At 61.2% G+C, this 25,339-nt stretch carries 24 protein-coding genes and 5 pseudogenes; 16 read left to right on the top strand and 13 right to left on the bottom strand.

Going from position 1 to position 25,339, the window contains the following annotated elements; all coding sequences use genetic code 11:
- Nucleotides 1-548 precede the first annotated feature (548 nt).
- Complete coding sequence (locus AC1DRP_RS25700) at nt 549-1,130, bottom strand: transglycosylase SLT domain-containing protein (protein WP_476769919.1); 582 nt, start codon at nt 1,128-1,130, stop codon at nt 549-551.
- Nucleotides 1,131-2,154: 1,024 nt separating this feature from the next.
- Between AC1DRP_RS25700 and AC1DRP_RS25695 the strand changes: the two genes are divergently transcribed.
- Nucleotides 2,155-2,433 carry a hypothetical protein gene (locus AC1DRP_RS25695; RefSeq protein WP_441492543.1) on the top strand — a complete coding sequence of 93 codons (279 nt, stop codon included), beginning with the start codon at nt 2,155-2,157 and terminating at the stop codon, nt 2,431-2,433.
- A gap of 873 nt (nt 2,434-3,306) precedes the next feature.
- On the opposite strand, the gene AC1DRP_RS25690 is transcribed toward AC1DRP_RS25695, so the two are convergent.
- Nucleotides 3,307-3,843 (bottom strand): hypothetical protein, encoded by a 537-nt coding sequence (locus AC1DRP_RS25690; RefSeq protein WP_441508902.1) that lies wholly within the window; start codon nt 3,841-3,843, stop codon nt 3,307-3,309.
- Nucleotides 3,844-4,305: 462 nt separating this feature from the next.
- On the opposite strand from AC1DRP_RS25690, the gene AC1DRP_RS25685 reads away from it, so the two are divergent.
- Nucleotides 4,306-4,683, top strand: a complete 378-nt coding sequence (locus tag AC1DRP_RS25685; RefSeq protein WP_476769918.1) for a Ros/MucR family transcriptional regulator — start codon at nt 4,306-4,308, stop codon at nt 4,681-4,683.
- A 1,038-nt stretch (nt 4,684-5,721) separates the two neighbouring features.
- Here the strand turns inward: AC1DRP_RS25685 and AC1DRP_RS25680 are convergent.
- Nucleotides 5,722-6,081, bottom strand: a complete 360-nt coding sequence (locus AC1DRP_RS25680) for a DUF7957 family protein (protein ID WP_476769917.1) — start codon at nt 6,079-6,081, stop codon at nt 5,722-5,724.
- Nucleotides 6,082-6,319: 238 nt separating this feature from the next.
- Here AC1DRP_RS25680 and AC1DRP_RS25675 point away from each other — a divergent pair, with 238 nt between their 5' ends.
- A complete protein-coding gene (locus tag AC1DRP_RS25675) occupies nt 6,320-6,994 on the top strand; it encodes a LuxR C-terminal-related transcriptional regulator (RefSeq protein ID WP_476769916.1) in 675 nt (224 codons plus the stop codon).
- 146 nt (nt 6,995-7,140) lie between these two features.
- Here AC1DRP_RS25675 and AC1DRP_RS25670 read toward each other — a convergent pair.
- The 4 genes and pseudogenes from AC1DRP_RS25670 to AC1DRP_RS25655 all read right to left on the bottom strand — a co-directional run.
- A pseudogene (locus tag AC1DRP_RS25670) lies at nt 7,141-7,350 on the bottom strand (IS110 family transposase); the annotation flags it as partial.
- A gap of 87 nt (nt 7,351-7,437) precedes the next feature.
- Nucleotides 7,438-8,283, bottom strand: a complete 846-nt coding sequence (gene istB, locus AC1DRP_RS25665) for an IS21-like element helper ATPase IstB (RefSeq protein WP_476769915.1) — start codon at nt 8,281-8,283, stop codon at nt 7,438-7,440.
- Entirely contained in the window at nt 8,280-9,782 is a 1,503-nt protein-coding gene (istA, locus tag AC1DRP_RS25660) for an IS21 family transposase (protein ID WP_476769914.1), read from the bottom strand. The genes istB and istA overlap by 4 nt, the downstream gene beginning before the upstream one ends.
- 104 nt (nt 9,783-9,886) lie before the next feature.
- Nucleotides 9,887-10,060 (bottom strand): hypothetical protein, encoded by a 174-nt coding sequence (locus AC1DRP_RS25655; protein WP_476769913.1) that lies wholly within the window; start codon nt 10,058-10,060, stop codon nt 9,887-9,889.
- A gap of 81 nt (nt 10,061-10,141) precedes the next feature.
- On the opposite strand from AC1DRP_RS25655, the pseudogene AC1DRP_RS25650 reads away from it, so the two are divergent.
- Nucleotides 10,142-10,387, top strand: a pseudogene (locus tag AC1DRP_RS25650) (IS481 family transposase); the annotation flags it as partial.
- Between the two features lie 202 nt (nt 10,388-10,589).
- On the opposite strand, the gene AC1DRP_RS25645 reads toward AC1DRP_RS25650, so the two are convergent.
- From AC1DRP_RS25645 to AC1DRP_RS25635, 3 genes are read right to left on the bottom strand one after another with little or no spacing between them, the layout of a single operon-like run.
- Nucleotides 10,590-11,384: a metallophosphoesterase gene (locus tag AC1DRP_RS25645; RefSeq protein ID WP_476769912.1), complete on the bottom strand. Its 795-nt coding sequence runs from the start codon at nt 11,382-11,384 to the stop codon at nt 10,590-10,592.
- Nucleotides 11,385-11,434: 50 nt separating this feature from the next.
- Nucleotides 11,435-12,064 carry an HAD family hydrolase gene (locus AC1DRP_RS25640; RefSeq protein ID WP_476769911.1) on the bottom strand — a complete coding sequence of 210 codons (630 nt, stop codon included), beginning with the start codon at nt 12,062-12,064 and terminating at the stop codon, nt 11,435-11,437.
- Between the two features lie 6 nt (nt 12,065-12,070).
- Complete coding sequence (locus AC1DRP_RS25635) at nt 12,071-12,526, bottom strand: hypothetical protein (protein WP_441480364.1); 456 nt, start codon at nt 12,524-12,526, stop codon at nt 12,071-12,073.
- 85 nt (nt 12,527-12,611) lie between these two features.
- Here AC1DRP_RS25635 and AC1DRP_RS25630 point away from each other — a divergent pair, with 85 nt between their 5' ends.
- The 7 genes and pseudogenes from AC1DRP_RS25630 to AC1DRP_RS25600 all read left to right on the top strand — a co-directional run.
- Entirely contained in the window at nt 12,612-12,860 is a 249-nt protein-coding gene (locus AC1DRP_RS25630) for a helix-turn-helix domain-containing protein (RefSeq protein WP_441492550.1), read from the top strand.
- A gap of 753 nt (nt 12,861-13,613) precedes the next feature.
- Nucleotides 13,614-14,825, top strand: coding sequence for a plasmid partitioning protein RepA (gene repA, locus AC1DRP_RS25625; RefSeq protein ID WP_476769910.1), 1,212 nt, complete (start codon nt 13,614-13,616; stop codon nt 14,823-14,825).
- Nucleotides 14,822-15,862 (top strand): plasmid partitioning protein RepB, encoded by a 1,041-nt coding sequence (repB, locus tag AC1DRP_RS25620; RefSeq protein WP_476769909.1) that lies wholly within the window; start codon nt 14,822-14,824, stop codon nt 15,860-15,862. Before repA ends, repB begins: the two co-directional genes overlap by 4 nt.
- A 284-nt stretch (nt 15,863-16,146) precedes the next feature.
- A complete protein-coding gene (repC, locus tag AC1DRP_RS25615) occupies nt 16,147-17,376 on the top strand; it encodes a plasmid replication protein RepC (RefSeq protein ID WP_476769908.1) in 1,230 nt (409 codons plus the stop codon).
- A gap of 195 nt (nt 17,377-17,571) precedes the next feature.
- Nucleotides 17,572-17,907, top strand: a complete 336-nt coding sequence (locus tag AC1DRP_RS25610; RefSeq protein ID WP_476769907.1) for a WGR domain-containing protein — start codon at nt 17,572-17,574, stop codon at nt 17,905-17,907.
- Between the two features lie 332 nt (nt 17,908-18,239).
- Nucleotides 18,240-18,634 (top strand): annotated as a pseudogene (locus AC1DRP_RS25605) (MbcA/ParS/Xre antitoxin family protein).
- Nucleotides 18,631-18,951 (top strand): annotated as a pseudogene (locus AC1DRP_RS25600) (RES family NAD+ phosphorylase); the annotation flags it as partial. The pseudogenes AC1DRP_RS25605 and AC1DRP_RS25600, both read left to right, overlap by 4 nt.
- 427 nt (nt 18,952-19,378) lie before the next feature.
- Here AC1DRP_RS25600 and AC1DRP_RS25595 read toward each other — a convergent pair.
- From AC1DRP_RS25595 to AC1DRP_RS25585, 3 genes are all read right to left on the bottom strand, one after another.
- Nucleotides 19,379-20,398, bottom strand: a complete 1,020-nt coding sequence (locus AC1DRP_RS25595; protein ID WP_476769920.1) for a tyrosine-type recombinase/integrase — start codon at nt 20,396-20,398, stop codon at nt 19,379-19,381.
- Nucleotides 20,399-20,459: 61 nt separating this feature from the next.
- Entirely contained in the window at nt 20,460-20,864 is a 405-nt protein-coding gene (locus AC1DRP_RS25590; protein WP_476769906.1) for a PIN domain-containing protein, read from the bottom strand.
- Complete coding sequence (locus AC1DRP_RS25585) at nt 20,864-21,115, bottom strand: type II toxin-antitoxin system Phd/YefM family antitoxin (RefSeq protein WP_441480374.1); 252 nt, start codon at nt 21,113-21,115, stop codon at nt 20,864-20,866. Before AC1DRP_RS25585 ends, AC1DRP_RS25590 begins: the two co-directional genes overlap by 1 nt.
- Nucleotides 21,116-21,384: 269 nt before the next feature.
- On the opposite strand from AC1DRP_RS25585, the gene AC1DRP_RS25580 reads away from it, so the two are divergent.
- The 5 genes and pseudogenes from AC1DRP_RS25580 to AC1DRP_RS25560 all read left to right on the top strand — a co-directional run.
- Entirely contained in the window at nt 21,385-22,341 is a 957-nt protein-coding gene (locus AC1DRP_RS25580) for a DUF1403 family protein (RefSeq protein ID WP_476769905.1), read from the top strand.
- Nucleotides 22,342-22,344: 3 nt separating this feature from the next.
- Entirely contained in the window at nt 22,345-23,061 is a 717-nt protein-coding gene (scpB, locus tag AC1DRP_RS25575) for an SMC-Scp complex subunit ScpB (RefSeq protein ID WP_476769904.1), read from the top strand.
- Between the two features lie 460 nt (nt 23,062-23,521).
- Complete coding sequence (locus AC1DRP_RS25570; protein WP_476769903.1) at nt 23,522-24,214, top strand: hypothetical protein; 693 nt, start codon at nt 23,522-23,524, stop codon at nt 24,212-24,214.
- A gap of 471 nt (nt 24,215-24,685) precedes the next feature.
- Nucleotides 24,686-24,957, top strand: a pseudogene (locus tag AC1DRP_RS25565) (Tn3 family transposase); the annotation flags it as partial.
- Between the two features lie 180 nt (nt 24,958-25,137).
- Nucleotides 25,138-25,339, top strand: a 202-nt coding sequence (locus AC1DRP_RS25560) for a transposase (protein ID WP_476769902.1), incomplete at its 3' end; no start/stop codon positions are given.

The raw sequence follows: 25,339 nt of genomic DNA, 5'->3' as shown, positions 1-25,339 counted from the left end.
CCATTGGATTGGCAATCGCTGGCACAGGCATCATTATTTGGGTCGCGGCTCGTGCGGTCCGATATTGGCTTGCGGGTCGATAGACGCCGTACGCGAACCGTTCGACTTTATTGGAGCCGGACCGATGCCTGACGAACGCACCGAACTCGCGGTCGAAGCAGCTGCGAGAGCCTTCCATGAGAACGCCCGCGAGAAGCGGCAATTCCAGTGGGAGCAGTCGTCCGAGGAGTGGAGGCTGGACATCCGGGCTTTCGTACGCCCCATGGTCGAGGCCGCCTTACTCGCCTCTGAGGTTTTCTGGCAACCGCAATTCCCAAGATCTAAAGCCAGGAGACATTGGGTGACGGAAGCCAGCATTCACCCGCGAAACTGCTGCCCGGTTGCCCGGTAAGCGGCGAACGTTGGCCCCCCACGGGCGGTCCGCGTTTTAATTTCATCGGCGCCGTCGGGAATGTGCCTTCGGGGTCCGCTGACTGTCCCCATCCGGCTGTGTCGCAGATCATCCCGACGCACGAAAACCCAAGCAGGGACCCCCCGTTCCGATCAATCTAGCGAGTTGGAGGAACTGTGTCCGACGCGTAGCGGGGTTTGGCTAATCGCGTACGGTCCTTGCCTAGGCCGGTCGCTTCGAGAAGCCCCTTCCGCTTGGCATCGTAATAGTACCCGCTCCGATAGTAGTGGCCGGCGCGGGCCTGGTCGCGACCGGCCACGAGCCAGGCTCCCCGCAGGTATTTGAGCCCGTAGGTGAGATTGACCTCGGGATCGAGCAACCCCGCTGCCGGGCCGGTGTAACCCATGCTGCGCGCCGTCGCATGCTTGATCTGCATCAATCCAAAATGACCACCGTTCTGGGCGGTTGGGCGAAAGTTGCTCTCGCGCTTGACGATTCGCCGGACCCAATCTGAGGGGAGTTCGTAATGCGCTGACTTCTGTTCGATGATCCGGTCGATGCCCGCGCGCGCTGGGCCGCCTGGTGACCGACGATCAACGGACTGTTCGCTGGAGTAAGCAAGTGGTTTCGCTGCCTCCGCGGAGGCGTCGTCCGTAACGATGCATCCTCCAACTCCGGCAGACAGTAAGGTGATACCGGCTGCAACGAGACGTCTTTGCCACGGCAATCTGACCTCCATCAGCTGATGAACCTGCTCACGGGGATACCAACTCTAGGCTCAACCGAATGTACGCCCACTGGCGGCAGTTCTGCGGCCGACGATCCGAACAGGTGACGTCGCACCTGAATCGTCTCATGCAGCCCAACTTGGATTTCGCGGCTATCATTCTCCCGACAAGTGAGCGTCGTGAAAACCCCGTAGGGCCAGCTTCTAAGGTGGCGTGCAACTACGGGGTCTTCGTCACCCGGCTACCAACCATACTGGGGGGCAGTCGCCGGGGAGCCAGTTGGACCTATGCATCTCCTGCCATCGAAGCGTGTGATGGCACCGTCGTGGGCGATGTTATGGTGATCCCGGAAGACAGCCTGGTCAAGCAAGGACAAGATCATACCTTGCGCCTTCGGACCCGAGCTCTTCGAGGAGACCCTCCTCTAATTAATGGCCTACCTGCGCAGCGGAGCTGTGAACGCCATTATCAACGCAGCCAGGTGCTCCTTCCGGGTGGGCAAGACAAGACAAGCATGGCCGATTTCTGTCCTTGCTTGACCAAGATGCCGATTGTCAGCACCATGCCGCATAGCACGACCTTGCCATGACAATCTCCGGCGGCAGGAAGTGGTGGTAGCGGACAGGCCGACACGAATCCAAGGCTCCCCGGCACCCCCCTTCCCCGGGTGACACTGCCGGGTGCAGGAGACCCCGTAGCGCCAGGGCTCTCCCAAACTGGTGTCTACGGGGTTTTTCGCCAGATGTGTCAGGSAACCGACCGAACGGGATCGCCGCCGACGGAAAGCTGCGGCCTCCGCGGCTAGCGGCGATCATGTTTTTCGAGGAATGTGCCTGTGCCCCAGGCCGGTATCCCGTCGTTGAAACCGCTCGGCGCGGATCGACCGGCGCTGGAGGGTTCCTTGGGAGCGCAGGCGCACCGACTGGCTCTTGCGACGTGAGGTCGACAATCTCCCTCGTGCCTGCCTTCACCAGTACGGCGGTTGTTGCAATCAGCCTTTGCCTCCAATGTGTTATCGAAAAGCACGGAGACAATATGATTTTGTTCGAACAGCTCGCGTCCCGCATCAAAGGGCCYATGGCCGAGAACGAAGATTGGTGGCACCTCTGCTACGAGACCGACACTAACGAATTCTACGTCCAGCACGAGTGGAGCCACGTCCCCAGTAACGGGGTGCAGCTGAATAGCGGCACCGAAAAGCATGATGCAAAGACATGGGTAGGCCCGGGCGCCGAGCTCATTCCGAATGCCAGGAACCTGTTGCTGGAGCGGGCGAACGACATGCGAAAAGCTCAAAAGCGCCCCGTGGCATGATCGCAAACGCCCTCTGCCAGACCATGCGGGGCGGGCTGTAGTGGGAGTTTCCAGATGGGCCAGATCATTTCAGCAAGTTGCGAGGCTTGCCATCTACAACGCGACGTCGTGATCGGGGGAACTAGGACGGCGTTTCGAGAGCACTCGGCTTGGCCGTGCCACTGCACGAACTGCGCCGACCTTACCTCAATGAACCTTCGGGTGGTGCCGTACCGTTGTCTCAGATGCGCATCAGAGGCGGTTGTGAAGTACGGCGATCCCGCAATATCCGACGTCCGTACTGTCGCGTCCTGGGATAAGGACACGCTTTCGAGCGGCCTTCATCTTTGTCCCAACTGTGAGAAGCGAACGCTGAGGTTTGGTGATGGTGTTCTCCAGCGGCCCCTTCGCATGTTCGACTAAACCGCGCGGTTTTTCGAGACGGCGGTCCTAGCCGGCGACTGAACCTACAATATTAAGCCATCGATCAACTGGTCGGTTCACTTAGTTTCGCTACTCGGTTCTACGCGCTGGAACAGCAGAGACTGCGTCAGCACCCAGTCGAATTTCTCGCGCCGGCAGTCAGCTTGATCGAGCTTTCCCGAACTGATGCCGGTCATGAAGATCCGAGACGTCTCCTCGCGTTCACTGGCGCGATAGCTGCGTGAACTTGGATGGCCTTTCGCGAACGTTTACGGTGCTCATGGCCCGGTCGTTTGGGCTGCCGGGGCGTTAATCGTAGCGATCGCCAGCTCGTCGCTGCTGGGGGCTGCCAAAACAGCAGCGACCGGTGCGGCGGCCGCAATTGGCGGCGCAGCCGCTCTGATCAGTCAGCAAGCGGCCCCCCTGGGTTCAGCCTTGGACGCCCGTTTGCCAGGCGATGCCCAGCGGCACCTAGATCGGCGGCCGCACATAAGGCGGAGCTTCGGGATCGAATTGCGTCCAACCTTCCCGCTCATAGGTGGTCCGGCGGTCGACCGCATCGATCGGTGTCGCGCCGTCCATGACTGCAACGATCGCCGGAGCCTGTTCCTCGTTTGCTCGAGCAGCCACAACGCTGCCGCCACGCCTGACCGCCTCCGCATAGTAGTGGGCATCCTGCTGATCGACGCCAGACTTCGTCAGAGCGCCTACGAGGCCGCCGGCGACGGCACCGGTTGCAGCCCCAGCGGCAGTTGCGGCAAGCCAGCCAGCGGCGACTACAGGGCCAATGCCGGGGATCGCAATCAGGCCGAGCCCAGCGAGTAGCCCCGCAGCACCGCCGATCAAGCCGCCGACCCCGGCGCCCTCCCCTGCATGGTTCTCGCCATCGATATCCGCTCGGCGGCCAACAAAGCTAATATCGGAATCGACGACGCCGATATCCTTCAGCTTTCGAACTACGGATTCAGCTTGATCGTAGGTGTCGTACGAACGAGTGATTGTCTGKATCATGTGAAAGACCCTCTCAGTTGCGCGTGATATTGCCTCGACAATCGAGGCTCACGCCGCCTGGCCGCCATGAGGCGCCCTGCCCTGACAGACGCCATTGTCGTCCTTCCTGAGTTCGGACACGGCACCCATTGGCCTCGAACCGGCTCTTCGCCTGGCCCTTGGTGAAGCTGTTTGAGCCGGGCAACGGCGCGTTGGTATCGGAACAGCAAATATTCTGTGCCCAAGAAACGGCACCGATAGGCACTTGTTCCATGGAAGGGATTGCGGGCATTCGCCCCTAGACCGAAGGCCAGGAGCCAAACCGGCGGCATCACCAAGGCGATGGTCACATACGCGCGGTCGCTAGTGGTACACGACAAGATCGTTTCGCCAATGACGAACCACAGGATTATCGCGTTCAAAATTTGGACTGAGCATTGCGCTTCTAAGTATCAATAGGTTAGAAGATAATTTAGCGAAATGTTTATTTTAGGAAGCGCCATGAATGAAGAAAACGACAATGTAATTGAGCTGACGGCGATGGTTGTTTCGGCCTATGTCGCGCATAATAACCTCCCGTCCGGGGATCTCGTGGCGCTAATCTCGAGCACCCACTCCGCGTTCACGCAGCTCGGCGCCAAACCCGAAGCCCCGCCCGAACCTATCGTACTTGTGCCCGCGGTTCCGATCAGGAAGTCCATAACTCCGGACGCCATCATCTGCCTGGAAGACGGAAAGGCGTTCAAATCTCTCAGGCGCCATCTGGGTACGGCTCCATTCCGACACGCTTTTCCTCAACTGGGCGACGTCCGGAAGGCTCAGGCAACACGAGCTTCTCATCCCCGACAAGCACCGTAATGGATCGGGCTAGTTCACGATAGGATTTCACGCGTCGCAGTTGCCGGGGATTGCCGGACGCTTCCACCGTGAGGCATGCAGCGCCGGCCACGCGATCTGGAACTGACGGAATGGAGTGTTGGATCCGGTCGGCGTACCTTAAGGCGTAAGGTCACATGCGAGCGACGGAGCGTCCTCCGTACTGCACACGACGATTATCTCGTATTCGCCACTGGCATTAGAAAACTGTTCCGCCAATCCGAGCCCGCCAGGCAATGCGGATCTGGAAACCTCGCCTTTCGATGTCGAGGAACGGAGCCCAGCGATTGGGCGAGAGACGTCCATCGCGATCACGTTATCGCCCTGCGCTCTTATGGAAATTCGGTATATCGGCTTAGTCAATTTAACGCGGTATACGTATAAATGCCAAGAATCTCTTGGAAACGGACCAGATTGAGAGATGATATTCAATCTAGCGGGATCTCCCGTTTCAGTTATGTTATTTCTTTTCGAACTGGCCGCACGTGAACTGCGCTTTCTTCCGAAATTCAAGTAGAATCCTAGCGCGATCAACAGCAATGGCGGCACGTATGTCGCTAGCAGGCGCAAAGTCTCCGGAGACAGCCCTTGTGGGATCGAAGGCTTGATCCAGTCGAACACTCGATCCCCGAACTGGCGGTCAAGCACCCCGTAAACTACAGAGAACAGGTACGGCCAAACCGCCTTGGCGGCACTGATGATGCTGCGCATTTCCGAACCGCCACCACGACTGCCTTCAGATACTTCTAACTTCACATGAAGGAAGTGTTTCCGCTGCAGCCTGTTGGCTGGCTGGCGGATTCGTCGAATGGGTAACTGACCGCTTGACCGTCGGGCAAAATCCACTGTCGTCCCCTAAGCTTGGGGCGCCATCCCGAATGACGCTACGCGACGACCGAACCGTAGCCTGACATCAGTGGAAAAACGCGACCGTTCCCGGGACGTATCGCTCCTTGCGCCTGCCCGGATATCAGTGTGCACGATCCACGGCATTAGCGCAGGTCGGTCGGACAATGGCACCTATTTGGCGAGCTCTTTTTCGATCTCGCCGCCCGTCGCGGGATCAATCACCAGGCGATAACCACTCCGGCTGTACGCCAGAAGTCCCGTCTCGCTTAGCCTGGCCTCGACAAACGCGTCGGGCACGCTCGGTAGAGTTGCCCTCCAAAGCACTCGTCCGGTTTTGCCTATGCAGAGCAGGTTCTCAAACAGATTGGCTCTGCTGGATTCGGGGTCTATCAGGACGATGCATCGCTCCGGGCCGAATGGGATAGCGGTTTTGATGGGTGCACCCCGATAGAGGCCTTTCACAGCCAACGGCCCGTCGCCATTCCTTACGACGATGAAATTGCCATTCGCCGTGAAAACAATCGCTCCCATTGCCCTCCCCGATCACTCTCGCGGCTTCAGAGAATGACTCGGGGCGGGCTATTTGTCTCTCGAAACCGTCTGCATTGCGTGGTGACGACTTCACAGTCGGGGCACCGCAAAGACACAGCGTCCGACAGAGTTAATTGGGTCGCCATTCTTCCTGTTCGAACTCGTTTACATCGATCATTGGCTACGCAACCATCGGGATCATTGGCCGGGGGGAGACGAATCAGAAGGGAACTGGCCCATGCCGGACCGGACGGTCGCGATCGTTGACGATCACCCATTGTTGGCCGAGGGCGTTGCTACACTACTGAGACGATGGGGCGGTTTCACGCTCACTGCGACGGGGAACGTCGCGGATGATATCCTGTCGATCACCAAGACCCATCAGCCCGATTTTATGATCGTCGATCTGAGCATGGCTGGGGATGTCTTTCAGGCTATCTCCGACACATTGAAGATCGCTGCTGAGACCAGAATTGTCGTATTCACAGCCTCAACCAGCACGGATGATGCGATTGCGGCTCTGAACGCAGGCGCCAAGGGCTACGTTCTGAAGGGCAGCCCTTCCGACGATCTCTTTCAGGCTCTAAATGCAGCTGAAAGAGGCGATGTGCATGTCACCCCCTCCTTCGCCGCGAAGTTAATTGGCGCGTTGAAAGACCAGAACCGGGAACGGCAGAAGCCGGCGAGTGCTAGGCTCAGCGTCAGAGAGGAGCAGATCGTGAGGCTGCTGCTGCTGGGGAAGATGAACAACGAGATCGCCCACGAACTTTCGCTCAGCGCCAAAACCGTCAAGGGCTACATGACGAACCTGATGGTCAAGATGCATGTCCGAAATCGACTTGAGGTCGTCATCGCGGCGCAAAAGCACATCCCGCCGCCGAGCGGCACATCGGTCACACGGATTCGGCCATAGAACGCCGCCCGAGTTGAGCCCGTTAGCGTCATCGAACCATCGCGCGCCTTATCTCAAGTTCCGTACTCTCTTACGAGCAGAGCGGGTACTCGTGCGAGATCTCGCGATGCACTCTGCTTCCAATATCGCAGCGCTTATGAACGGTCAGCCTCGCAGATTGCCGCTGCATCTGCTGCATCATTTTTCTGGCGCCGGACATAGGCCWTCACGTAGGCCGGCGGCATCAGCCGCACATCGTGACCACAGCCGATTAGCCTACGCGCCCAATGATGGGCGGAGCCACAAGGTTCAAGCCCGACCAGGCATGGCGGTAGCTGCTCGAAGAAGCGCAAGAGGTCGCGACGTATAGCGCGACGATCTGGATGAGAGCGGCGCGTCAATCAGGATGAGAACTGATTGTCGCGGCGTGTTGAGATTGGTGCTTTTGATTGTCGCTGGCAAGCTCAGGGTGTCGGCTGTTCGTCGGGCGCCGGCTCCTTGTCGATGGTCTTGATTGTCGCGTAGGTCGGCGGCCTGCCTGCTCCGGTGCGACGCTGCACGGCGGCTCGGCGCCGGTAGCTCTCGACGTTCATCTCGAAGATCGTGGCGTGATGGACGAGCCGGTCGACGGCGGCGAGCGTCATGGCAGGGTCCGGGAAGATCCGGTTCCATTCGCCGAAGGGCTGATTGGCGGTAATCAGGGTCGATCGACGCTCATATCGGGCGCTGATCAGCTCGAACAGCACGGACGTCTCGGCTTGATCCTTGGCGACGTAGGCGAGATCGTCGAGGATCAGCAGGTGGTATTTGTCGAGCCGGGTGATGGCGGCTTCCAGGGAGAGTTCCCGGCGAGCGACCTGCAGCTTCTGGACGAGGTCGGAGGTGCGGGTGAACAGCACGCGCCAGCCATTCTCGATCAGCGCCAGGCCGATCGCCGCGGCAAGATGGCTTTTCCCACCGCCGGGCGGGCCAAACAGGATCAGGTTCGCGCCCTTCTCGAGCCAGCCGTCTCCGGAGCAGATCGCCATGACCTGGGCGCGCGAGATCATCGGCACGGCGTCGAAGGCGAAGCTGTCCAGGGTCTTTCCGGGCGGAAGGCGGGCCTCGCCGAGATGACGCTCGATGCGCCGCCGGTCGCGTTCGGCGATCTCATGCTCGGCGAGCGCCGCCAGGAAGCGGGCGGCGGGCCAGCCTTCCTTGTCGGCGCGCTGGGCGAGATCGGGCCAGTTCATCTTGATGGCGGGCAGACGCAGGTCGTTGAGGATGAGAGCCAGCCTCTGTGCGTCGATCGGGTGAGTGACCGGTGTCATGCTGCGGCTCCCGACAAAAGCACGTCGTAGACGGCGAGCGGGACGAGTTCGACGGTCACCACTGGCAGCGCGGCAGGGTCTGGCGCGAAGCGTCTTCGTAAGGCCGCCATGTCGGGAAGGCCGCCGGCCATCAGCACAGAGGCGAGGATCTCGGCGAGTTCGGCTTCGCAGGCGCGCTCATGCGCCAGGGCGAGGAGATCGACCATAGTCCGGCAGGCGATGCGCTCGGGCAATCGTTCGACGAGGCGATCGAAGGTGCGCCGATAGGCCTCGCGGGGGAACAGCCGGTCGCGATAGACCAGGTTAAGGAGGGCCATCGGCTTGCGGCGCAAGGCGTGGATGACGTGGCGATAATCGACGACATGGCCATGCTTGCCATTGCCGTGTGATCGGCCGCGCAGCAGCGTCATCAACTTGGTGCCGCCGATGAACACGTCGAGCCGGTCATCATAGAGCCGGACCCGCAGCCTGTGCCCGATCAGGCGGGACGGGACGGAGTAGAACACTTTCCTCAAGGTGAAGCCGCTGCTCGAGGTGACGGTGACGATCGTCTCCTCGTAATCGCAGGTCCGGCGATCCGGCAGCATCTGGAGATGGCTGCGCTCGGCGTCGATGCGGGCGGCATTGCGACGATTCTTGGCGGCGACGGTCTCATCGACGAAGCGCCGATATCCGGCAAGATCGTCGAAGTCGGCACTGGTGCGCAGCAGCAGGGCGTCGCGGATCGCGGCTTTCAGATGACCGTGAGCGCTCTCGACCGAACCGTTCTCGTGGGCGACGCCGCGATTATTGCGCGTCGGCGTCATGCCGTAATGAGCGCACAAGGCGTCGTAGCGCCGCGTCAGATCGGACCTTGCATCGGCGTCGAGATTGCAGAACGCGGCCGACAGGCTGTCGCTGCGATGCTCGGTTGGGCTGCCTCCCAAAGCCCATAGGGCATTTTGCAACCCCTCGGCCAGCGCGACGTAGCTTTCCCCGCCCAGGATCACATGCGCCTGCTCGAAGCCCGACCAGACAAGCCGGAAGTGGTAGAGCCGGTGGTCCAGCGCGACGCCGGCGATGCTGACGCCGAGATCGGCCATGTCGGTGAAGTCCGACAATCCCATCCGGCCGGGTTCGTGGATCTGCCGGAAGATGATCTCCTGCTCCGGGCCATGAATGGCGCGCCAGGCACGGATGCGGCGCTCCATCGTTCGCCGGATGCCGGGGGCGAGATCGGGATGGCGCCGCCGCATCTCCTCGAAGATGCCGATTGGCCGAAGGCCCGGCGCCGAGCGCAGCAGCGGCACGATCTCGTCATCGAAGATCGCGGCAAGAGGGTCCGGCCGACGACGCCCACGGTGCCTGTCGCTTTGCGACGGCASGCCGGGATCGCCCGATATCCGATATCCCGTCGCGGTGCTGAACCCGGCCTTCGCCGCCGCGATCGCGACGACGTCGTTCTGTCGGAACTTCATGAAGAGCCTCATCTGGTGATCGGTGACGTGGCGGCCGGGCACGCAAGGTCTCCTCCATCGAAGGAGACAGTTTGCGACAGCCAGCCGGCCGCGATCATCAGCGACGACGCTCCGCAAGCCCTACGCTGCCGCGCCCCCGACGATTCTCACCTTGATTGTCGCGCAACTCGCATCGTGATTGTCGCGTCGCACCGACGTCTGATGGCTCTCGTCAGCAACACACCGCCCGAGCCGTCGACGACGTGAACCTGGAAGATAAGCTTCGCCAAATCGAGACCGACCGTTACAGCTGCGGACAGGTCGATGTTCTGCTTGCGCATGGATGGGGCTCCTCGGACTGGTCCGTGATGGCAACGCGCCTGCCTTAAGAACGGTGCCGGTGCAGGCGCCGTCCATCCCATCAAGAGAGCTTGAGGGCTCTGGCTAAGCGCTACGGCATCAACCAGAAGACGGTGGCCAAGTGGAAGAGACGGAGCTCTACGGCGGATCTCAAGACCGGTCCATGCGAGCCTCGATCGACCGTGCTGTCGATCGAGGAGGAGGCGGTCATCGTAGCCTTCCGCCGGCATACTCTGCTGCCGCTCGACGATTGCCTCTATGCTCTGCAGGCGACGATCCCGCATCTGACGCGCTCATCATTGCACCGCTGAGCCTGCCGGCTGTTCGCTGCGATGTCGGGCACAGGCCAAGTCATTCGGCACTTGACTGATATCGCGCGCAAGACGTGCCCAGTTATCACCGTGCACCCGCGCGACTGAGCGGGCGCTAGTCACCTTCGGCGACCCTGTCTATCGCGACCCCTGTTCAAGCCCGAAGGCAGCGTCGACGGGTCGACGAGGCCCCTTCCCTTTAAGCAACTTCAACGACGCAGCGAGGGTTGAACCCGTGATTTTCCCGGTCGCCGTGAAGATTTGGATAGCCGGCCTGATTGGCGAAGACGCGTGTCCGTCCGACTCGATAATCATGCGACCCGTGATCGTGACCGTGGATCCAGAGTTCAGGCTGAAACTCTTCAATAATGTTGCTGAGGTCAGAAGCGAAGGCAGGCGTAAGCGGGCTGCCCTGATACCGCGACGCGATCGAATGTGGATGGGGGGCGTGGTGAGTGACCACGACAGTCGGGCCGCTGTGAGGTGTGGCAAGCTCGTGCCGGACAAACGTCAAGTCCCGCCTGTGTTCTGCCGCAGCGTGCCATGGCATGAACCGGCTATAGTGCCCTCCCTCTTCCCGATAGCGAATGAGGCGATGATCATTCAGCGTTTGGCCGGCATAGACCATGGATGGCTTCGGCGTCCCGTACAGCCGGTAATCGGTCCATAAGATGCATCCGACGAAGCGGACGCCGTTGATGATGACCGTCCGGCGAAAAAGCAGATCAACATCGGCGAGCGCGGCCGCCTCCGCGCCCTTAGCAAGATTGGATTTGAATTCGGTTCCGTAGAACTCGTGGTTCCCTGGAACGTAGACGATCGGCCGATTTTGCAGCGGTCCGATTTCCCTTTGCGTGGACAGCCACTGGGCCGCTGCGGAAATTGGCTGACCGATGTCGCCGGCGAAAACGGCGACGTCGAATTCGGGCATTGGGGCTGGAAACTCGAACTTTCCACATTCGAGATGAATGTCGGAAATCACTAGCAGGCGCATTCTATGTCCATTCGAAGATGGCCGCGCGATCGAGCGGGCGGCCGAAGTTTTCAGCCTGCCTTGGCAGCGGCAATTCGGGCGAAGAGTTTGACGATCCTACTTGGCGCATAGATCGATGGCCGCGTGGCATAGGACGCTTCGAACTCGGCAATCGGCATTGCGGAGGCGCCTGCGGCGATGGGGCCCATCACGTCGGCTTCGCGGCTATCGCCCACAAACAATATCTGTGACAGCTTAAGTTCGAGCTGCGAGGAAACCAGCTGATAGATCTCTTTCTGTGGCTTCATCAGCCCGCTTTGAAAGGAAAGAATGAACGCGTCCGGGAAGCCCGGGAGGCACTCGATCAGCGCTTCCTCGTATGGCGCCGCTAGATTCGAGCAGATGGCGATTTTGAGCCTCGCCCTTCGCAGTGCAGCCCAAACCCCATCCATGCCCGGCCTTGCCCGGGTCGAAGCGCACTCGGCCTTGAGATCGGCCTCAAGCTCCGCCAACTTGTCTTCATCAATGAAGGTGGCGATCTCGCGCGAAAGCTCGCGAAGGCCGAGCGGCTGAGTAAGCGCCTGCACGGCGGCGGCTCTTGAAGGCTCGCTCGCAAGAAGCGCATGGAATGGTTGCCGCTTATCGGTGATCTCGACAACGGTGTCAAAGGCATCGAAGCAAATCGCGCGGATCTCAGTCATCGAGTCTCAGTGCCACTTTATGTCGTCGACGGTGTACGGCCGAAAGTTCTCGTCAGCTTCGTTTGGGGCGATGTGACGGACGACGCCTGACAGGCATTGCCGAACTTCCATTTGACGTTCGAACGACACGCACAAAAGTTCCATCGGTGCCTGCCCAGCGAACGGTTCGGCCTCAATTGGGCGCAATAGCCAACGCCTTTCCTCCTCGGCCGTTCTCAAAAACTGCCGCAGGTCGCCAAAGACTCCTAAGATCGCCGAAATCCGCATCATGGTGTCTGTTTCGAGAACCAGCGGCTTGTGCCATCGGGAGAGGCGAACCCAGCGGTGAAATTCTCGCTGCCTGCAGCCAAGCAGTTGAAGCTGTCGCCGCTCTGGGAGATCCCATCGCTTCGCGATGTTGACGAACACGCGCATGACGGAGCCGCTCAAGCGCGCCCGCTCTTCGTCGGTTGGTTCTTTCATGGTTCGGCACCTAGGAGGAATTGAGATCCGTTCTATCCGCGTTGTAGCGACGTGGGCTTCGATTTAGATACTATAATACCTAGAAATGGAAGAGGCGCTCCGCTTCGTTCAGTTCATGGACGTTCGGCAGACCTTCGGGAAAAATATGCGGAGAGCCCGCATCGCAGCCGGGCTGTCTCAGGATGAAATTGCGGTACGTATGGGCGTGGAGCAGACCTACGTCAGCGGGCTGGAGCGGGGGGTACGCAACCCCACTTTGACGACCTTAGAGCGTGCAGCGATCGCGCTGAACGTGAAGCTCAGGGAGCTGCTGGACGAGTGGCCTTGCTCGTAATTCGGAGTCACAAGCTGGTTTGACGCAATAACTGCCGCAAAAAAAGTGCTCGACGGGACGTCCCGCGTCACTTCTTGCGCCCTCGCCCATGCGGACAAATCGGGTACTCGAAGCCGTCGAGGTCCTCGTCGGCAAGCGTGAGATCTAAGGCGAACGTTCCGAAAAGATGTTCTCCGACGGCAAGCACCGGGTCCGCTGGTCAAATTACAACCGCGTCGAAGCAATCCCGATTTACTTCCGGCGCTGCGTTACCACGCGCGCGTGAGCTTTTTGTCCGGCGTCTTAGACATCCAGCCGATGGTTCATCGCAACGTTGCCGCAGCCAGCGGCGCTGCGGCTCCCGCGACGTGTTTTGACGACGGTGGATATGCGGCGTGCAGACTGTCGACCCCACCCAACTTCGCCTGTCGGCTTTGAGCAACTAGGCCTCTGGGCAAGGATTGATTCTACCAATCTGCCCTTAGACGCGTCAGGGGGCGTCACTTTGCCATCTCCTGACGCGTCTAGGGCATATACTCCAGTTGGCCTGGAGCGTGTCCGGAAATAGGCCATGAGCATTCCGATAAGCCAATGATATTTAATGGCTTTCCTGCTCTGATCCCAACCTTTAAGTTTCAGACTCGGCAAAAGCTCCACATAGGTAAGAATCCATTAACGTTAAATGGCTGGACGCCCACAGAGAATCGTGGCGTAGCTTGTCGGGCAATGGGCGCTAAAACGCCCTTAACCCGACAATGAGGACAAGAAGCGCCAATGGCCGACCCCCTGGCGAAGGATATCCGCCATAGTGAAGCCGCGGAGCGCGTCTGGCGGCACGCTGGTGTCCTGTCACGTCAGCTGAATGTCTTGCGTGAACGGATGTACCCGCCTCACGCACAGAAGCATTTGCGACACTTTCTAACGRATGAGGTGTCGAAGCTTACCTCCATTCCTGACTCGACGCTGAAGCTGATGTCGAACGAGGGCAAAGGTCCCCTGCCCGCTCGGCTTGAGAACAATCATCGGGCTTATACGCTTGCGCAGGTAAATGAGTTGCGGCGCCTGTTTGCCCAGCAGAAGCCTGCGGAGGCACTGCGTTTTTTGCCTCACCGTCGCCGCGGCGAACACCTGCAAGTTATCGCGGTCGCGAACTTCAAAGGCGGTTCGGCGAAAACCACCACGAGTTTGCATCTGGCGCACTTTCTCGCCCTTCAGGGCTATCGGGTGCTGACCATAGATCTCGATCCCCAGGCTTCACTATCTGCGATGTTCGGTGCGCAGCYCGAGATCGACGTTGGCGACAACGAAACGATCTGGGCGGCATTGCGATACGACGAGTTGCGCCGGCCGATGCGCGAGATCATCCGGAAAACCTACTTTGACGGCGTCGATCTTGTCCCGGGCAACCTCGAAGTTATGGAGTTCGAGTACGACACGCCCCGTGTGCTCGCACGAGGAGCAAAGACAGACAGCTTATTCTTCGAGCGTCTCGGCTTGGCCATCGACGAGGTGGAAGCTGACTACGATGTTGTTGTTCTCGATACGCCCCCTTCCCTCGGCTATTTGACGCTCGGCGCGATCTACGCGTCGACGGGTATGATCGTGACAATCCATCCAGCGATGCTCGATGTGGCGTCGATGAGCCAATTCTTGTTGATGATGGGTGACCTGATCAATGTGATCGCCGGCGAGAATGCCACAATGCGCCAGGATTTCTTTCGCTATCTGGTCACTCGCAACAATCCGTACGACAAGCCGCAGACCGAGATTGTTTCGATGCTGCGGACGTTATTCCCTGATGACGTCATGACGCCGACGGCAGTCGAAAGCACTGCGGTTGAGGCGGCGGGGCTCGCCAAGCGTAGCATCTATGAGCTCGAGTCGGGGGAGATCGGCCGAGATGCGTTCAAGCGCGCACGGGAGTCGTTCGACGCAGTTAATGAAGGAATTCTGGATCTGATAAAGCAGACCTGGGGGCGGGCATGAGTAAGCCGCCTCGCCGCTCGATCGTCTCCAGCTTTGGGGCGCTCTCGCTGACCGCGAGTTCCGCCGCAGGCGAAACGGATCCGAACCTCGACAGCGCGCTGAACACCCCGCCTCCGAGAGTTCCTGCGGGAGTAATCGGAGCCACACAGCGGACGCTATCCGATATTCGCGAGGAGCGCGATCGACTCAAAGCATTGGTCGAGTCCGGGGCCGCTGGCCTTAAGGAACTTGATCCGGCGCTGATTGACCCGTCGCCGTTCCCTGATCGGTTAGCGGACGATTCTCCTGTCGAGTTTGAAGCCTTTCGAAAGACGTTTCTGGAAGAAGGACAACAGATCCCAATCCAGGTTCGGCCGCATTCGGAGCTGGAGGGGCGCTACCAGGTCATCTACGGACACCGTCGTGTCCGAGCTGCACGCGACCTAGGTGTCCCGGTAAAGGCGTTGGTCCGGTCACTTTCTGATTCTGAGTTGGTGGTTGCACAGGGCCTCGAGAATGGCAGCCGCCAAGACTTGACCTGGATAGAGCGCGCCTTGTTCGCGTGGCGAATGGAGAACGCGGGGATTAAGCCTCGCGACATCAAAGCGGCACTGTCGTTGGACGATCAGGAGATGGCGCGGATGCGTTCCATCTGGCGCGCGCTACCCATCGATCTGATTACGATGATTGGTCGCGCGCCAAAGGTCGGGCGGCCGCGTTGGCTTGAGTTGGCGGGGGCCGTTGGGGAAAAACCAGCGCTGCTCGAACTGGCTCGGAAAACCTTGTCAGCTGACAAGGTTTTGGCGCTGCCCTCTGACGAACGCTTTCGCGAGGTTCTTGGGGTTTTGCAGCCATCAGGTTCGCCGGCTCAGACAGAAGTCGCGCTGCTTGCCGGGTCCGGAGACCGACTCGGGCGAGCGAGTTTTACGTCCAAAGAGGTGCGCCTCGTCGTTGATCGAGCTCATGCGGCTTCATTCGCAGAGTTCCTCAGGGGCGAACTGCCTTCACTAATGGACCGGTACTTGAGCCAGGCCAGTGCTGCGAAGGACGCCGGGTGAGGAGACCTTGTCAGCTGGCAAGGTTTTGAAACGCTGGGAATGAAGGAGAGCGAATGGGAGCAGCTAGACTAGGTCCGACGGTGTGGAGTTCTCGACGGCCTGGTCAACAACGAAGCTAACGGCAGTAGGCAAAGAAAAAGGCCCCCGAAACGGTGTTCCGGAAGCCCTTCTCATAGTCGGCAACTTGAGAATCGCACTTCCCTGAATCCCCGTCAAGAGTCCCATTGGGATTTGAGCGCCTTTTCGGCGAGCGGACTTCTTTTGCCCTAATCAGGCGAAGACCCATGGAAAAAAGACTTTCGACGACGCCCTTTGGGCGGCGAACGCTGACGCTTGCGCATGTTGCAGGCCAAGTGATTGCAGACGCTTGCCCGCCCGCCAAGGCGACTCATAAATGGAATGTGTTTCGTGACATCTGCACGGCGAAGACCCGGGTCGGCGTGTCCGAGCGGGCGCTTGCCGTCCTAGATGCCCTTTTGACCTTTCATCCAGAGACCGTGCTGACTGGTGAAGGGTTGATCGTCTTCCCGTCCAACCACCAACTCTGTCTGCGCGCCCATGGTATGGCACCGGCGACACTGCGCCGGCATCTTGCTGTCCTTGTAGATGCGGGACTCATCGTTCGCCGCGACAGCCCCAACGGCAAGCGCTATGCGCGCAAGGGCAGCCACGGCGAGATCGAGCTCGCTTTTGGTTTCGATTTGGCGCCGCTGGTCGCGCGGGCCGAGGAGTTCGAAGCCTGGGCAGAAGAGGTTCGCGCTGAAGAGCGGGCGCTGAAGCTTGTACGAGAGCGCATCACGATCTGCCGTCGCGACCTCGCGAAGATGATAGCGATGGGCATAGAAGAGAGCATTCCGACCCAACATCAGGGGGTAGGTCCCGCTAGCTGGGCCGATATTCAAGGCGTACTGCTCACCCTCCTCGCCCGGTTGCCACGGAAGGGCTCGGCGGTCGTCCTGGAGCCGTTAGCGCAGCAGCTTTCGATGCTTGCGGACGAGGTGCACAGCCTTCTGGAAATGCACGTTAAAAATCAAAATATGAGCGGCACTGAGTCTCATATTGAGCGTCACATACAGAATTCAAAACCAGACTCCCTCACTGACTCTGAACCTAGCTTTCGAGAAAGCAGGGGGGTCGCCTCGGAGGGAGAGCTTGAAGCGACGCGCCTGCCAGTTCGCGCTTATCCCTTAGGGATGGTGTTGGACGCCTGCCCGGACATCATTGATTACAGTCGTGGCGGTATCTCGAGTTGGAGGGATTTGGTGGCAACCGTAGCGGTGGTCAGGCCTATCCTCGGAATTAGTCCGAGCGCCTGGGCCGGGGCACTGGCGGTCTTGGGAGAGATAGAGGCATCGATCGTGGTCGCCGCCATTCTGCAGAAGGCTGAAGCTATCAACAGCGCGGGGGGCTATCTGAGAAACCTAACGCGGCGAGCCGAGGCGGGTGAGTTCTCATTAGGGCCAATGCTGATGGCGTTGATCGGATCCCGAATGCGCGAAAAGCGAAGTGCGTGATCGTCCGTGGAAGTTCGTTAAGGTTAATGAAGCCGCAGCCTGCCTCGCGTGATGAGGCGAGGCAGGCTGGCTGGGGGAGGGGAACCAGCAAGAGTGTTCATTCGGGTGGCTCGCATCAATCTGGTGAATCGATGATCGCCAATCGATTCACGCTTTGCGTTGGACGTCGTCAGGCCGTGAGGATGAAGTGGCGGCATGGAACACGTGCTCGAAGCTCCTCACTACAAGCTGCAAATGCTGGTCCTCGAACGGCGGGACCAGACGCGCAACATGGCCCGCTTTTATGTCCTGGCCGTCGAACCGACTTTGTTTGACGAGTTCGCGCTTGTGCGCGAGTGGGGGCGATGGGGCAGTTTCGGCCGGCGACGGTTGGATCTGTACGGAGATCTCGACGAAGCGGCTGAGGCGCTGGAGGATTGGCTGGTTAGAAAGACGAAGCGCGGCTATCGCATTGTCAGCACCGCGATGGGAGGAAATGAGCCTGAGTTGGATCAGGGGAGGGCATTTTCAAGCCCAGCTTCGACGAGGTAGCACGCAACAGTCTCTCAATGGCGAAGGCACTACTCGATGAGACATTGCGGTCATCCTGACCTTTCCGGGCATCGTCGAGGTGTACACCGCAGGGGAGGGCGGCTACTACAACCCGACAGCCTTGGTCAGATTGACCTGGAAGCGACCGCGGCGGCGCTTTGTGTGGACGCGCTGGAGCTGAATTCGACAGATTCGAGCCGAGCCTTAGGATGGTCGATCGGGTGCCGGCCTGTCAGGAGCGCAAGCTCTGCCTCGAATAGGGCCTGAGGTTGAAACTGGGCGATTATATTCTGTCAGGTGAATGTGCGACTAGATGTGGCAAAGGGGGCAGAATGGCTCAAGCTGTGAAGGCTCCGCTGCAGAGCGAATCCCTGGTCCTATCCTATATGGACCGGGCCGGCAGGATTGCGATCACTCAGCTGGCGGACGGCTTCGGCATGTCGAAGACCCAGCTCGCCGAAACCGCGGGTCTCGCTCGCGAGACGCTATACCGAGCCGAGCCGAGCGGAGCGGTGCGCGACGGACCCAGGGCCGGCTCCGCGAAATGCTCGAAATCATCAGCTGCGTCTCGGAATGGGCGGGTGGCAAAGAGCAGGCGATGGCCTGGTATCGGGCTCAGCCCCTGCCGGCCTTTGGCGGACGAACCGCCGAGGCACTGGTCAAGGAGGGCAAGGCTGCGGCCGTTCGGGACTATCTCGACCACATGGCGCTTGGCGGCTTTGCGTGAGGTTTGTCGGGACCTGCTACCGGGCACATGATCCGCGCTGGGCTTTCAAGCCGCTGTCGGGGGATGGCGCGGCGATCAGGGGCGCCCGCTTCAACCCAAAGGGGATCCCCGCGCTGTATCTCGGCTTGAGCATCATGACCGCGATCAAGGAGGCCAACCTGGGTTTTGCGCATCGCATCGACGCCTGTGTGTTGTGTTCCTATGAGATCGATAGTGAGGATGTCGCTGACCTGACGACGGAGCAGGGCAGGAGAGAGCATGCGGTCGAGCGCGATGATCTCAACCTTGTGCTCTGGCGCTGGGGACCGGATCTGCCGATCGCGCCGGCGCTGATCACGGCGGGGCAGTTCGGCTGCGGCATGACCGGGTTGGCTGAGCCGCAAGGTGCAGTGCGGCGCCCAAGCTGTTGCGCAGTGAATTGTTGGCTGATCGAGCGATCCGGCCGTTTCGCTTGGCTTGCATTGCCCATAGCTTAGCGGTCGGGGAATCGTAGACGAGGGGCGTGGTGTGATGACGAATCGCGTTGAACTCGCTGTCGAAGCGGCAGCGAAGGCTCTTCATGAGACGGTCCGACGTCAGCATCAGCTGCGCTGGGAGCTGATGACGGAGCGCTGGCGCGCTGACATGAGGGACTATGTCCGCCCCTGTGTTTTAGCGACGTTGAAAGTCGCGGATAAACTCAGCCCACAGCCGCGTCGGCCGACCGTTCCGAGCAGAATCTCGCTCCGGGCCTGAGGCTAAGCTCTAAAGGCCAGCTGCCTTGGTGAGATTGACCCGGAAGCGATCGCGGCGGCGCTGGTAGCGCCGGGTCATTTCGGCACTGGCGTGCCCGAGCTGCTTTTGGACATRGCGCTCGTCGACCTCGGCCGAGGTGGCGAGCCCGGCCCGGAGCGAGTGACCAGAAAACTTCTCGGCCCGTTGCCCTTCAGGAAGGTCGCCGCGCACGCCGGCAGCCAGGGCCGTGCGCTTAACGAGACGCGCCACCTCCTGATCAAGGAGGCGCTCAGGACCGACGTCCTGGCCCTGGCCGGTCACGCGGCGAAACAGCGGCCCGTGTGCGATCCTGGCGAACCTGAGCCAGGTTTGCAGCGCGGCGATGGGGCAGGTCGTGTCCGACGAGCCGCGGCCGATCTCAACTTCCCGCCAGCCATTCTTGCCGCGCAACGTCACAATCATGCCCTTGTCGAGGATCTCGACCCAGCCCCGGCCATCCTCGCTGTGGTCCGGACCAGCATCGAGGCCGACGATCTCCGAGCGCCGAAGACCGCCGGCGAAGCCAAGCAGCAGCATGGCGCGATCGCGCAGGCCACGCAGGCTGGCGCGATCGAGCGTCTCGAGCATGGCGATGACGTCTTCCGGCAGCACCGCCTCTTTCTGGACTGGTGGACGACCGTGGGTGTTTCGGATCCCTGCGAGCACGGTCGCAATATGGCGATCCTGCCGGTCGAGGGGGGGACCGCGCTGAGCGTAGGTCCAGGCCAAGGCAGAGAGGCGGCGTTCGATCGTGCTCACCGTTGACGGCCGCCGATCGCCACTGGCGGTGCCGGAGGCAAGGGCGGTGATGTAGAGCCCGACGACCTGGGGATCGGGCTCCCCAGCCGAAATGCCCTGGCGACGGCACCAGCCCGAAAAATGCTTCCAGTCCGAGGCATAGGCGCGACGCGTATTGGGCGAGCTGGCCGCTTCGACGTAGCGGCGGGCCCGACCGGCAAGATCCTCGAGTTGCGGTGAGAGGACACTTTGCGCAGCGACATCGGGCGCCATGGGAGGTGAGGGGGTGATTGTTCCGGATGACCCCGTGTCGCTGCTCATGACTGCGCCCCTATCAACGGACGTCCCAGGGATTGACGACCGAGGCGCCCATCGTCTCGAATTGGTCTGACCGGCGGCTGACCACGATCATGTCATGCACGATCGCGGTTGCCGCAAGCAGCGCGTCCGCCACCGCATCAGGGGCAGGGGAGGCGATCCGGCCCCACGCGGCCGCCACGCGGTCGCAGACCGGCAGGATTCGATCGTGATGGTCATGGCGGAGCTTGCGCAGCCATTCGCTGAGCTGGGCCGCTTGGTCGGGTTCGCGCGGCCGGTGTGCGGCGATGGCCCGGCCGAGCTCACCAAGCGTGATCACGCTCAGATAGACGCCCAAGGGGTAGATGGCGCGCAGCCAAGCGACCGCCGGCGGTGATCCCGTGCGAACCTCGGCAACGAAATCGGTGCTGAGAAGGTACATCAGACGGCCTCGCGACCGGCCGTCCCGCGCGCGGGTGTGAGCCCTCGCGCAAGCGCTTCGTCCCAGAGCGGCGCGGCCACCAAATCATCGACGAGTGTCGGCCGTGCCGCACGCAGCGCCTCATAGGCTTGTGTGGAGAGGACGACCGCCGCCGCTTCGCCCCGCAGCGTCACGACCTGCGGGCCTTCRCTGCGCGCGCGCTGGACCACCTTCGAAAAGTGGTTCTTGGCATCCTGCAACGGCCACTCCATCGCGCGAATCTCCTAGCTAGACAGGCTAGCTTGATAGGCCCGTCGTTAACCATGTGCAATGTGATCGCCGACCGGACGACCGGAGCGGACGCTCGGTGGTTTCGTCTCGGAGGTTGGTCGGGCGTTCCCGCGGCCAGAGTCAGCATTGTCGGATGATGGCAGGAATGAATGATAATGCAACATTATCATTCATTTTGTCACAATGACAGGCGCGGCGCTTTTTCGTAGAAAGAGTAGCATAAAGCGCCGCTTCTCGCTATGCTGCTGGCATGCTTCGCCGCGCCGCGCCCCTGGCTCCTTTATCCTTGCCCGTCCGGCCGGTGCCCGGCTGGGTGCGGGCAAAACCGCAATCCGATCAGGCGCTTGATGCGGCTTTTCAGGCGGGCGCCAGCCTGGCTGTGCTCGATGCGATTGCCCGTGACACGCCGCCGTGGAGCGGGGTGTTTCGGCAGCGCCTGGCGCTGCAGGCCGCGGCCGCGAGCCTGCGCCTGCTCGGCCGCCGCGAGGATCAAAACCAGTTGCGCGACGTGCAGCTGCTGCGCCGGCCTGGCGACGACCCGGGTCCGGCTGGGCGTGTCCTGCTGGCCTGGCGGCACCTCGTTGCCCGCTCGCCAGATTTTTCGCCAGAGGCGATCGCGCGGGCCGCCGCCGCGTTTGATTTGGCCCTCAGCACGGCGGAGCTCGCGGCGCTTGCCGAGCTGGCCTCTGACGCGGCCCGCTCGGCCCGGGCGGCGATCGTCGCCGTGGCCGAGCTGAGCGAGCGCGTCGTCAAGGTGCGCCCGGATGCCGAGGTCTTGGCGCTCTGGCTGGCTGACGCCGTGCTCGCCCAAAAGCTCAAATGGGTTTTGCCGGTGCCGCTCCGGGCGACGACGATCCTCGATCCTGCCGCACGGGTCGGCCCGACCGGAAAACGTCCGCGCCCGGGCGGGGAGGGCTGGCAGACGGCCGTGGCTCTGGCCTATGCGCAAGCGGCAGGTCGCGCGATCGACCTGGCCGGCGAGCTGGCGCGCCGGGCCGAAATCCTCCAGGCGGCGGCGCCCAAACTGCGGGCGAAAGGTTCTGGTGCGGTGATCGCCGCTTTGCTGAATGATGATGCCTTGGCTGGCTCGGCCGAGATCGGCGGCATCTCGGATCGCGGTCTGCGCCGTCTGTTCGACCGGCTCGTCTCGCTCGGTGCGGTCCGCGAATTGTCGGGCCGGCCGACCTTTCGCATCTATGGGCTCTGAGCCATGGCGCGTCGCTCTAAACCGGAGAGTGCGCTCGACACCGAACTGGCCGAGCTGCCGCCCGAATTGCGCTGGCGCGAATGGATGGGCCGGGTCGAGGCGGTGATCTTTGCCGCCCCGGAGCCGGTCTCGCGCGACGTGCTGGCGCAGCTGGTTGGTCGCGACTGTGCGATCGATCTGATCATCGCCGACATTCGCGAGGAGCTGCGCGGCCGCCCCTATGACCTGGTCGCCGTCGCCGGGGGCTGGCAACACCGGACGCGCGGTGCTTTTGGGCCGGCGATCCGGGCGGTGTCGGGAGTGCCGCAAGCGGCCGCCGGCCTGTCACCGAGCGAGATGCTGTTTCTGTCGGGGATCGCTTATCTGCAGCCGATCACCCGCAGCGAGCTCGGCAAGGTCTTTGGCAAGGAGATGAGCCGCGACAGCGTTGCGGCGCTCAAACGCGCCGGCGTGATCACGGCCGGACCGCGCAGCCCGGAGCCGGGGGCGCCCTATACCTATGTGACGACCGACACATTCCTGTCGGTCTTCGGTCTCGCCAGCCTGCGCGACCTGCCCGATCTCGAAAAGCTCGAGGATGCCGGCCTGCTGAGCAAGGACACGCTCCTGGCCGAGGCGATGCCGACCGGTGGCGGCGACGAGGGGGAGGGAGACGCAGAACGCGACGACCACCCCTTTGATGACCCGGATCCGGCGGGTGGAACTGAGCCTCGACCCTGAGCCGAAGCGTTCAGCCGCGCTCCGAAGGCTCGATCGTCGTGTTTGAAGTCGAGTTGGCTCGCTCTATCTGCGCGATGGGCGCGCTCGCAGGGCGACCACGACCGCGCCGACGCCTACGAGACCACGGCCAAGAAGAGGGAGATCGACCTGCGCGTGATGCTCGGTGATCGCGGTTGAGGCAAAAAGGCCGATAGGGCAACGCCGCGATGGACCGCGATGCGCGAAGGGGGGCCGAATAGGCGCTTTCTATCTTAGGGCCCGCCGATCTGTCATCGGCGGGTTTCTTGTCGTAAATCGCCCTGGGCTCAGCGGGAGTGCTGCGTCGCTAACGTGATCCTGGTGCTAGGCTCCGGCGCTAATGCTGTGCCTCACAGCATCGAGGCGATAGACAGGGAATCTCTGGTCGTCCTAACGTCAGGCGTGCACTCGGAGAGGTGCTGGCTTTTGGGGTTGGGCTATCGTGAAGGTCTATGGATTGATTGTCGCTGCCGGCTTCGGCGCGGCGATAGTGGCATGCGTGCCAAATATCTCGCTGCCGGTGACGGTGAAGACGACGAAGGGCGAAGTCTTTCGGGGCATGGCGCAAGGGCCGGCGTTCTCCGGCAATGTGGTGCTCGCAAATACTAATGGGGTGCGCTGCGAAGGGCCTTATAAGGTAGGTCAGGACCGGATTATTCAAGCAACCGCACAATGCAGCGACGGCCGGTCAGCATCGCTCACCGCGTCGTTGGAAGCCGATCTGGTATCGGCACGCGGGTCGGCAAAAATGTCGGACGGCTCAACGGCCCAGGTCGGGATCGGTAAATTTGCTGAACTCGTTGAGAGCGGCGCATCAACTTCGCCTTCGAGAACGCCTGCGCCCGTGCGCGAGGACGAGAAGCGGATCGTGCTCGACACGGTAAGGTCTGCTTTGAAAGATCCGTATTCGGCTGTTTTTAGCTCCGTCGTCGCCCGGAAGAGTGCCGGCGGGGACGTATTGAAGGTGTGCGGCCTGGTCAACGCCAAGAACAGCTACGGCGGATATGTCGGAAACACGCCGTTCTACGTTTTCGCAAGCCGCGAGGGTGGGAGACTGGTGCCACGTCAGTCTTCGGTGACGCTCGGCAACAGCGAGCTCGAGCTGAGCCACATCAAGCGAGAATGCCTTCTTTAACTGAATGGTGTTGTTGCCCGCGGTGAGTGGGGGTCGAAAGAGCAAGGCCGGGATCGCTCCATTCTTCGCTTAGATGGCATACGGCTGAGAGAGGCGCTGACGGGCGTTCTCTCTCTCTCTCTCTCTCTCTCTCTCTCCCTCTCTCTCAGTCGGGGTTCATGCTGCCGACGGGCCGAAGCCCGTCGGCGAGTCCTGAGGGGCAGGAAACTAGGTCGGGCCTTCCGTCTCGTCCTGATTGAGCTGCGGCTCGCGGCTCTCAGGGCTTACGTCGCARCGTGAAATAAAGGATCGCTTCGTGCGGGCGAACTTGAGGTGGGAACGGCTTCCCCACGCACCCTTTTGCCACGGGGTAAAGTAGCGGCCGACCGCGAAGAGATGCAGGACGTTAGCACCCTGCCGGTTCTCTGGCGGGACTTTGAAGCCGATATCGACGAGCTTTTCAGCGGGTTCAGTGGCTCGGCAGCCGAATAACTGAACGCCGAGATCAGCGAGATGTATCCGCTGGTCGAAGTTCCTGATCTCCTCAGGGAAGTGCATGATTGGACGGGCTTTGCCGATCACTTCACCCATGTCCGCACAGGCGATGCCCCACGAAATGTCTCTGCCATGCTGGCCGGCATCCTGGCCGATGCAACCAATCTCGGTCCGAAGCGAATGGCTGGCGCATCCAAGGGCATCAGCGCCCATCAGATTGGCTGGATGCGCGCCACCATGCCCGATCAGAAACCTATCGCGCCGCTGAGCAACTCTTGTTCTGACCCCAATAGGCGAAGTGCAATTCCGCCACCTTCGCGAACGAAGCAACGAAGCGCGGTCCGCCTTTGGCGCGGCCTTGCGGATCACGGCCCAATTGCGCCGCGGCACAGTAGCCCTTCGGCGTGGGCCGCCTTGCGGTGGCGCGTGCTGAGTGAAGAAATAGGCGTATGGATAGTCATACGCCTATGCCGAAGCTCTCTCGGCTTGAAGTGATCACGACGGGATCGCGGCGGCGGTGGACGCCGGAAGAGAAGCTCCGGATCGTCGCGGAGAGTTATTCTGGTCACCGAGCGGCATCTTCGACGGCTCGGCGGCATGGACTGTCGAGCAGCCAGCTTTTCGCCTGGCGCAAGCTGGCCCGTGCAGGCC

This window comes from Allobosea sp. 01N443 (genome assembly GCF_056399325.1).
This window is presented reverse-complemented; position numbering and strand designations above follow the sequence as displayed.